The 7,964-nt window shown below is 63.6% G+C and carries 8 protein-coding genes; 6 read left to right on the top strand and 2 right to left on the bottom strand.

The window, feature by feature from the left end; translation table 11 throughout:
- The 3 genes from ENZ75_RS13240 to proC all read left to right on the top strand — a co-directional run.
- On the top strand, nucleotides 1-684 hold a 684-nt coding region (locus tag ENZ75_RS13240; protein ID WP_128278132.1), incomplete at its 5' end, for a glycosyltransferase.
- A complete protein-coding gene (locus tag ENZ75_RS13235) occupies nucleotides 653-1,987 on the top strand; it encodes an O-antigen ligase (RefSeq protein ID WP_063170057.1) in 1,335 nt (444 codons plus the stop codon). The genes ENZ75_RS13240 and ENZ75_RS13235, both read left to right, overlap by 32 nt.
- 60 nt (nucleotides 1,988-2,047) lie before the next feature.
- Nucleotides 2,048-2,863 carry a pyrroline-5-carboxylate reductase gene (proC, locus tag ENZ75_RS13230; protein ID WP_063170056.1) on the top strand — a complete coding sequence of 272 codons (816 nt, stop codon included), beginning with the start codon at nucleotides 2,048-2,050 and terminating at the stop codon, nucleotides 2,861-2,863.
- A gap of 4 nt (nucleotides 2,864-2,867) precedes the next feature.
- Here the strand turns inward: proC and ENZ75_RS13225 are convergent, their stop codons facing one another.
- Nucleotides 2,868-4,184 (bottom strand): NAD(P)H-dependent oxidoreductase, encoded by a 1,317-nt coding sequence (locus ENZ75_RS13225; RefSeq protein ID WP_063170055.1) that lies wholly within the window; start codon nucleotides 4,182-4,184, stop codon nucleotides 2,868-2,870.
- A 339-nt stretch (nucleotides 4,185-4,523) separates the two neighbouring features.
- Between ENZ75_RS13225 and ENZ75_RS13220 the strand changes: the two genes are divergently transcribed.
- The 3 genes from ENZ75_RS13220 to ENZ75_RS13210 all read left to right on the top strand — a co-directional run bounded on the left by ENZ75_RS13220 (nucleotide 4,524) and on the right by ENZ75_RS13210 (nucleotide 6,818).
- Nucleotides 4,524-5,930, top strand: a complete 1,407-nt coding sequence (locus ENZ75_RS13220; RefSeq protein WP_013530221.1) for a PTS sugar transporter subunit IIC — start codon at nucleotides 4,524-4,526, stop codon at nucleotides 5,928-5,930.
- 119 nt (nucleotides 5,931-6,049) lie between these two features.
- Nucleotides 6,050-6,511, top strand: coding sequence for a PTS sugar transporter subunit IIA (locus ENZ75_RS13215; RefSeq protein ID WP_063170054.1), 462 nt, complete (start codon nucleotides 6,050-6,052; stop codon nucleotides 6,509-6,511).
- A gap of 19 nt (nucleotides 6,512-6,530) precedes the next feature.
- Nucleotides 6,531-6,818 (top strand): PTS sugar transporter subunit IIB, encoded by a 288-nt coding sequence (locus ENZ75_RS13210; RefSeq protein ID WP_023809203.1) that lies wholly within the window; start codon nucleotides 6,531-6,533, stop codon nucleotides 6,816-6,818.
- A gap of 33 nt (nucleotides 6,819-6,851) precedes the next feature.
- Here the strand turns inward: ENZ75_RS13210 and ENZ75_RS13205 are convergent.
- Nucleotides 6,852-7,964 (bottom strand): multicopper oxidase family protein (locus ENZ75_RS13205; protein ID WP_164887806.1); only part of this gene is annotated, 1,113 nt, incomplete at its 5' end.

The following is a 7,964-nucleotide window of genomic DNA, read 5'->3' as shown; positions in this document are numbered from 1 at the left end:
ATCCTGCAATTCCCGAACTTCAGGCATCTGCTGGTCATCGACGACGACGAGATCGCCGATCCGCAGTGGCTGGAACGGATGTGCCTGGCTGCCGAAACGCTCGGCGCCGACATTGTCGGCGGCCCGCAGGTGCCCGTGTTTGCCGACCCCGCCCATGCGCGATGGGCAGAGCATCCGGTGTTCGCGCCGCCTTACCGGGAAACCGGACGCGTGCCGGCGCTCTATTCGTCGGGCAATCTTCTGGTCGGGCGCAACGTGCTGATCGCCATGGGTCCGCCCTTTCTCGATCTCAGATTCAATTTCATGGGCGGCGGCGATTCCGACTTTCTCAGCCGGTCGGTGCAAAAGGGCTTTGTGCTGGGCTGGTGCGCCGAGGCCAAGGTGCTGGAAACCGTTCCGGCGCGGCGTATCGAAGCCGACTGGATCCGCGCCCGCAGCCTGCGCAACGGCGTCATCTCGACACTGGTCGAAAAGAAGAAGCGCGCCGGCACGCCAATGGCCGGCGCCAAAGTGTTGCTGAAGAGCCTGGCACTGCTTGCCGCCTCGCCGTTTCGCGGCCTGATCCGGCTGGCGCGGACCCGATCGCCGGCGATCGCCATCTACCCCGTCCATGTGGCGCTGGGCCGCGTGCTGGCCGAATTCGGATATGCCAATGAGCAATACCGCCAGCCTGAGAAAAACTGAGCGCGCGCCGCTCGGCGACGCGTTCACGCGCGAAGGCGTGGCCACCGCCATTGCCGCGCTGCTGTTCACCGTCATCATGGTGTCGTTCCGGCCGTTCCAGCCGGGCGGCGCCGAACTCACCGGTCAAGGCGGCGACATCGTCAACCAGCTTGGCTTCGGTTCGCTCGGCGCCATGTCGATCTTCTCGCTGATGGCCTTTGCCGATCCGCGCGTGGTGCGCTCGCTGCTGAGCCCATCCTGGGTGTTGATGCTGGGCTTCTTTTTCCTCTCGGTGATCCTGTCGACCGATCCGCCTTCGGCCATGCGCGCCGCCTCCTTCACGCTGATCGGCATCCTGACGATGGCGACGATCCTGGTGCTGCCGCGCGACGCCGAGGCCTTCTCGAAGGTGATCATCTTCACCGCCGTCGTGGTCATGGGCCTTTCCTATCTCGGCCTCATCGTCTTTCCGCACGAGGCGATGCACACAGCCGACTCGCAGGAGCCCGAACATGCCGGCCTGTGGCGCGGCGTGTTCACCCACAAGAACATTGCCGGGCCGGTCATGGCCTGCCTCAGCTTCGCAGGCCTCTATCTCTACCGGCGCGGGCAGCGCTACTGGGGCGCCGGGATCTTCCTCGCGGCGATGATCTTCATGCTGCACACCGGCTCCAAGACGACAGCCGGCCTGGTGCCGTTCTCGATCCTGATCGTCATGTTCCCGAGCCTGATAGGCATGCGGCTCGGCACGCCGATCCTGTTTGCGCTGGCCATCATCGCCACGGCTGTCGGCACGCTGGGCATCGTCTTCCTGCCGCCTGTGAAACATCTGGCGGCGATCTATTTCCCCGGCATGACCTATACCGGCCGCACGACGCTGTGGGAGTTCGCCGGCAGCATGCTGGCGAAGAAGCCATGGACCGGCTACGGCTATGAGAGCTTCTGGGGCACGCCGCTCTTGCTCAACCAAGACCAGCCATTCGACCGGCCCTGGGACATCAGGACCATCGTGCACGGCCATGACGGCTATCTCGACATCGCCGTGCTGATGGGCATTCCGGCACTATGCGTGGCGGTCTACACCTTCCTCATCGCGCCGCTGCGCGACTACATGCGCATTCCGTTGCGCAGGGAAAACATCTTTCTCGGCGACTTCTTCATGATGGTGGTGCTGTTCACGGCGCTTAACGCTTTCCTCGAAAGCTTCTTCTTCCATCGCGGCGACCCGGTCTGGCTGTTCTTCGTGCTCGGCGTGCTCGGCCTCAGGCAAGTGTCGCTGCGGCCAATCGCGGTGCGCGATCCCGATCGCGGCTCGCGATCCTGATGGGGCTTCCCCAGGGAAGCGCCATCGTCTATGTGAAGGCCTTCCTCTGGAGGGCTTTCGATGACGATCAGGCTTGTTCTCGCCGGCTGCGGCAATATGGGCTACGCCATGCTCTCGGGCTGGCTGAAATCCGGCAAGCTCGCGCCGTCGGCGGTTTTCGTGGTCGAGCCCAATGCCGATCTGCGCAATCGCGCGGCAACGCTGGGCTGCGCGACATCAGCCGATGCCGGTAGCATACCGGCCGATGCCCTGCCCGATCTCGTGGTCATCGCGGTGAAGCCGCAGGTGATCCGCGACGTCACGGCCGCCTACAAGCGCTTCGGCGACGGCCGCACCACCTTCGTCAGCATCGCCGCCGGCACGCCTGCCGCCACCCTCGAGGAAATCCTCGGCAACCGCGCGCCGATCGTGCGCTGCATGCCCAACACGCCCGCGGCGATCGGCAAGGGCATGATGGTGGTGTTCTCCAACAAGCTCGTGTCCGATGACACCAAGCGTTTCGTCGCCGACCTTTTGTCGGCGAGCGGCGAAGTGGCCACCATCGACGATGAGGGCCTGATGGATGCGGTGACCGCCGTGTCCGGATCGGGGCCGGCCTATATCTTCCATTTCATCGAAGCGCTGACGGTTGCCGCCGAGAAGGCCGGTCTGCCGACGGCGACCGCCAAGCTGCTCGCCATGCAGACCGTCTATGGCGCCGCCTCGCTCGCCGCCGAAAGCGGCGAGGAACCGGGCGTGCTGCGCCAGCAGGTCACCAGCCCCAACGGCACGACGGCCGCGGCGCTGGCCGTTCTGATGGGCGAGGACCGGCTGACCAATCTGCTGACGCAAGCGGTGGAGGCTGCGCGGCTGCGGTCGGTCGAACTGGGGAGATAAATCCTCAGTTTGTCCCGTACAGCATCTCATCCTGCAGCCGGCGCAAGGCGAACAGCCTCGTCGTCTGGTCGGGCGACGCATTATCCGCCGTCAGCAATTCGCCTTTCGTGACCGGTTTCAGCACCTTGCCGCCCTCGAGCAGGCCGACCGGCACGGCGCGCTGGGCGCGGGCTTCGCCGACGGTCATCGTCCAGGAGCGGTAACAAGTCTCGCCGATCGCATCGAAGGTCTCGCCGGCGACTAGGTCGCGCTTGGCAACGGCGCAGACTTCGGCCACGGGCCGCGGCAACGGCACCATGTCGGGCTTGCCGAAAAGCACGATGCGGGCTGCGGTCAGCGGCACTTCCAGCGACGTCAGATGATAAGGCCGGAACAGGCTGTAATAGGGGCCGTGCCCGATATGCAGATCGTCCATGCGCTCGATGATGCGCGGATGCGTCGCCTCGACGATGACGAAGACGCCGGGCGCGACGCCCTTGCCGACCGTGTAGTCGACGACGCCTTTCTTCGTGAGCAGACCGCCATCCTCGCGCGGGATGAGCACCTTGGCGAGGTCGTCGCGATCGGCCCTGGGGCCGTGCATGCCGGGGACGTCCGGCACCAGCCCGGTGGCGTTGGCGATGGCGCACATCTCGACCATGGTCTTGGAGCCGTCGACGAACTCGACCAGCATGCGCGGGTTCATGTTGCGGCGGATCGCTTCGGCGCGATAATCGTCCGGTACGGCATCGTGGTTGAGCGGGTTGTTCTTGCCCTTGCCGGCCGACACGATGGTCAGCCCGAGCGCCGACGCAAACTCGATCAGTTCCATGCAGCTCGACGGCTCGTCGCCCGCACCCACCGAATAGACGACGCCAAGCCGGTCGGCCTGCTGCTTGAGATAGCAGCCGATGGTGACGTCGGCCTCGACGTTCATCATCACCAGATGCTTGCCGTGCTCCATCGCCATGAGGTCGAAATCGGCGGCGACGCCCGGCTTGCCGGTGGCGTCGATGACGACGTCGATCAGCGGATTGGTGACCAGCATCTCGTTGGATGTGACGGCGATTTTTCCCGCCTCGATTGCCGCGGTGACTTTCGAGGCGGTGTCGGCTTCGACCGCCATGGCTTCGTCGCCATAGGCGATACGGATAGCGTCGCGCGCGGTGTGCGGGCGGCGCGTCGAGACGGCGCAGACCGAAATGCCCGGCATCAGCATGCCCTGCGTGACCAGATCGGTGCCCATTTCGCCCGAACCGATGACACCGATGCGCACCGGGCGGTTCTCGGCGGCACGCTTGGCGAGATCACGGGCAAGCCCGGTCAGGGCGACGTTGGTCATGCAGGAATGTCCACAGCTTCGTGATTTGGGGTCGGATAGCAGGGAATGGGTTCTATTTGCCAACGAAACCCGGTCGCGACCGGCAATTTCCCACGAAATCGTCTCGGAAGGCACGTCCGCCGGGGCTCGATTCGCCGAAGCCCAACCAATTGACATTGCAGCGGACAACCCCAATAAAACATTCGTTTGTCAACAAAGGCAAATGTTCACCGACGCGACAGTCGGGAAGCATTCGCCTCTGGGCAAATTGGGGAGTGTCTTTGCGCCACGGCGTCAAAGGCTGGATGGAGCATCATTGCGAGGCGTCGAGCGAAGGCTCGCGGCTCCAGGGGAGGAAAAATGGATACTGTTCTCGCGGGCCTAAAAGGGGCCATCGATACGCTTGGCCCGACGATCCTGCTGCCAATTGTCATTTTCGTCATCGCCGTGGTTCTGGGCGCCAAGGTCAGCAAGGCTTTTCGCGCCGCCGTCACCATCGGCGTCGCCTTCATCGGCATCAATCTGGTGCTTGGCCTCATGTTCACGTCGATTGGCGACGTCGCCAAGGCCATCGTCACCAACACCGGCATCCATCGCGACATCATCGATGTCGGCTGGCCCTCCGCGGCCGCGATCGCCTTCGGCTCATCGGTCGGCCTTTGGGTCATTCCGGTCGGCATTCTCGTCAACATCGTGCTGTTGCTGACACGCATGACGCGCACGCTCAATGTCGACGTCTGGAACTTCTGGCACTTCGCCTTTGTCGGCTCGCTGGTGGTCGCCGCAACCGACAACCTGGCCTATGGCATCGCGGTCGCAGCACTTGTCGCAGCACTCTCGCTGTTGTTCGCCGACTGGTCGGCGCGCGCGGTGCAGCAGTTCTACGGCGTGCCCGGCATCTCCGTGCCGCATCTCGCCTCGGCGCAGATCCTGCCGATCGCCATTGTGCTCAACTGGATCATGGACCGCATTCCCGGGATCAACCGCATCAACATCAACACCGATACGATCGAGCGCAGGTTCGGCGTGTTCGGCGAACCTGTCGTGATGGGCCTCATCATCGGCCTCGTGCTTGGTGCGATCGCCTTCTACAATGCGGGTGATCTCAGCGTGGTGCTGGCCAAGGTTCTGGGCACCGGCATGACGCTGGCCGCGGTGATGCTGCTGCTGCCGCGCATGGTCAAGATCCTGATGGAAGGCCTGCTGCCGGTTTCCGACGCAGCCCAGGCATTCGTGCGCAAGCGCACGGGCGATCGCGAGCTTCTTGTTGGCCTCGATTCCGCGATCCTGATCGGCCATCCGGCCGCGATCTCGTCGTCGCTGATCCTGGTGCCGATCGCGATCATCCTGTCCATCATCCTGCCGGGCAACCGCGTCATCCTGTTCGCCGACCTTGCGGTCATTCCCTTCATCGTCGCCATGACCGCGCCGCTGGTCAAAGGCAACGTGTTCCGCATGGTGGTGATCGGCACGGTGACGCTGGCCATCGGCTTCTACGTCGCCAACGCGCTGGCGCCGCTGTTCACAAGTGCTGCCGTCGCATCGGGCTTCAAGCTGCCGGCGGATGCGCTGCAGATCACCTCGGTGGTCGACGGCTTCCTGTGGGTGCCTTACGTGGTCATCGAGGCGATCCAGGGGCTTGGACTTGTCGGCATCATCGTGATCGCGGTGGTCATCGCGGCATTGTTTGTCCTCTACCGCCGCAATCCGCTCGGCTGGGAGCGGGCCGCGGGCGCCGAGGACGAGCCGGCCGAAGAGACGGCCTGAACCTGATAGGGTCCACCCTTCAAACCGATCGTGCGCCCTCCTCGGGGCGCCCGATTTCATCGACGGAGCCCGATCGTGCGCCCTCCTCGGGGCGCACGATTTCATCGACGGAGCAAAGAATGTCCGACGGCCTCATGCAGCTTCTGGATCCCGACGCGATCGTGCTCGGATCCGATGCCTCGACCAATGAGGAGATCATCCGCATCCTGGCGGGCCGGCTGGAGACACTTGGCTATGTCAAAAGCTCCTATGCCGACGCGGTCGTGCGCCGCGAATTGACCATCCCGACAGGACTGCCGCTGGAACGCTCCGACAATGTCGCGGTGCCGCACACCGATCCGGAGCATGTGCTGAAGCCTGGCATCGCGATGGGCACATTGAAGCAACCAGTGACCTTCGCCAACATGGAGGATCCCGACGAGATGCTGCCGGTCGGCTTCGTTTTCCTGCTTGCCATCAACGACAAGGACAAGCAGATTGAGGCGCTGCAGGCCGTCATGGCCACCATCCAGAACCCGCAAGCCTTGGATGATTTGAGGTCGGCCAGAACCCTCGAAGACGTGCGAGCCGTACTCGGCTGATAACCAAGGAGAAGCAGAGATGTCCAGACAGAAAACCATTCTCTTCGCCTGCGGCACGGGCATCGCCACCTCGACCGCGGTCAACGTCGCCGTCACCGAGGAAATGAAGAAACGCGGCCTCACCTTCAATGCCCAGCAGGCAAAGGCCACCGAAGTGCCCGGACTGGCCGACAATGTCGACTTCATCGTCGCAACCACCCCGATCTCCGCTTCGGTGACCAAGCCGGTCATCAAGGGCCTCGCCTTCCTCACCGGCATCGGCAAGGACAAAGTGCTCGACGAGATCGAGGCTCAATTGCGCAAGTGACGGTCCAGACGCCACGCGCAGGCTGACGCGGCTTCACACCACCCTGACGTAGCTCGTCATTCCCGATTTCTGGTGCTCGATGATGTGGCAGTGCAGCAGCCAGTCGCCGGGATTATCGGCGACGAAACCGAGCTGAACCTTCTCGTTGGGCTGGATGAGATAGGTGTCGGAAATCACGGGCTGAACCTGGCGCGTCGAGGACGACAGCACCTTGAAGCTCATGCCGTGCAGATGCATGGGATGGGATTGCGGCGTCAGGTTCTCCATGTCGATGACGTAGCTTTGGCCAAGCTTCAGTTCGGCCAGAGGCGCGGTCGGATCCTTGGTGTCGCCGGGCCACGGCACTTTGTTGATGGCCCAGAAACTGTAGCCCAGCGAGCCGCAGATGCCATCGCTCGGGACATTTTCCGCCGTGGCGCTGAGCGCCAGGGAAATATGCCTGGCACTGGCGAGATCCACTTCCGCCACCGGATTGAGCTCCAGTGGAGCAACATCGCGAATGTCCCGTTTGAGGGAGTTTCCTGTCGCGCGCAGGGTTGCCAGGATTTTTGGCTTGGTGCCTCTGACGTCCCTCAAGCTGACGATCGCGCCTTCCTCGTCGGGCATGCGTATGGCCAGCTCCATGCGCTGGCCGGGTCCAAGCAGCAAGGCATCGGGCGAAAAACGCTCAGGCACCGGATTGCCGTCGAGCGCCATGACACTCGCCTGCGCACCGTCGACGCGAAAAGCGTAGATGCGCGTCACGTCGGTGATGGCGACCCTGAGCCGCACCAGCCCTCCGGCCGGCGTGTCATATTGCGGCTGGTCGAGCCAGTTTGCGGTGCGCACCGTGCCGTAAGTGCCGGTTCTTGCGGCATCGCGCGGCCGGAACTGGTCGATGAACTGACCGTCGTCGCCGAGGCGCCAGTCACGCAAGTTGAGGACGATTTCGGCGTCGAATTTCGGATCGCTTGGGTTTTCGACCACGATCACGCCCGTCAGGCCATGGCCCATCTGCTCCAGCGTGTTGCAATGCGGGTGGTACCAGAAGGTGCCGGCATCGGGCGGCGTGAAGGCGTAGTCGAAATGATCGCCGGTGTAGACGTAGGGCTGGACCAGGAACGGCACGCCGTCCATCTTGTTTGGAACGCGAATACCGTGCCAGTG

The organism is Mesorhizobium sp. M7A.F.Ca.CA.002.04.1.1, assembly GCF_004022805.1.
GTDB classification, from domain to species: domain Bacteria; phylum Pseudomonadota; class Alphaproteobacteria; order Rhizobiales; family Rhizobiaceae; genus Mesorhizobium; species Mesorhizobium ciceri.
This window is presented reverse-complemented; position numbering and strand designations above follow the sequence as displayed.

Coding starts and splice junctions, on each gene's coding strand:
- ENZ75_RS13220 (WP_013530221.1), top strand. CDS start 4,524: ATGGATACTGTTCTCGCGGGCCTAAAAGGGGCCATCGATACGCTTGGC.
- proC (WP_063170056.1), top strand. CDS start 2,048: ATGACGATCAGGCTTGTTCTCGCCGGCTGCGGCAATATGGGCTACGCC.
- ENZ75_RS13225 (WP_063170055.1), bottom strand. CDS start 4,184: ATGACCAACGTCGCCCTGACCGGGCTTGCCCGTGATCTCGCCAAGCGT.
- ENZ75_RS13215 (WP_063170054.1), top strand. CDS start 6,050: ATGTCCGACGGCCTCATGCAGCTTCTGGATCCCGACGCGATCGTGCTC.
- ENZ75_RS13210 (WP_023809203.1), top strand. CDS start 6,531: ATGTCCAGACAGAAAACCATTCTCTTCGCCTGCGGCACGGGCATCGCC.
- ENZ75_RS13235 (WP_063170057.1), top strand. CDS start 653: ATGAGCAATACCGCCAGCCTGAGAAAAACTGAGCGCGCGCCGCTCGGC.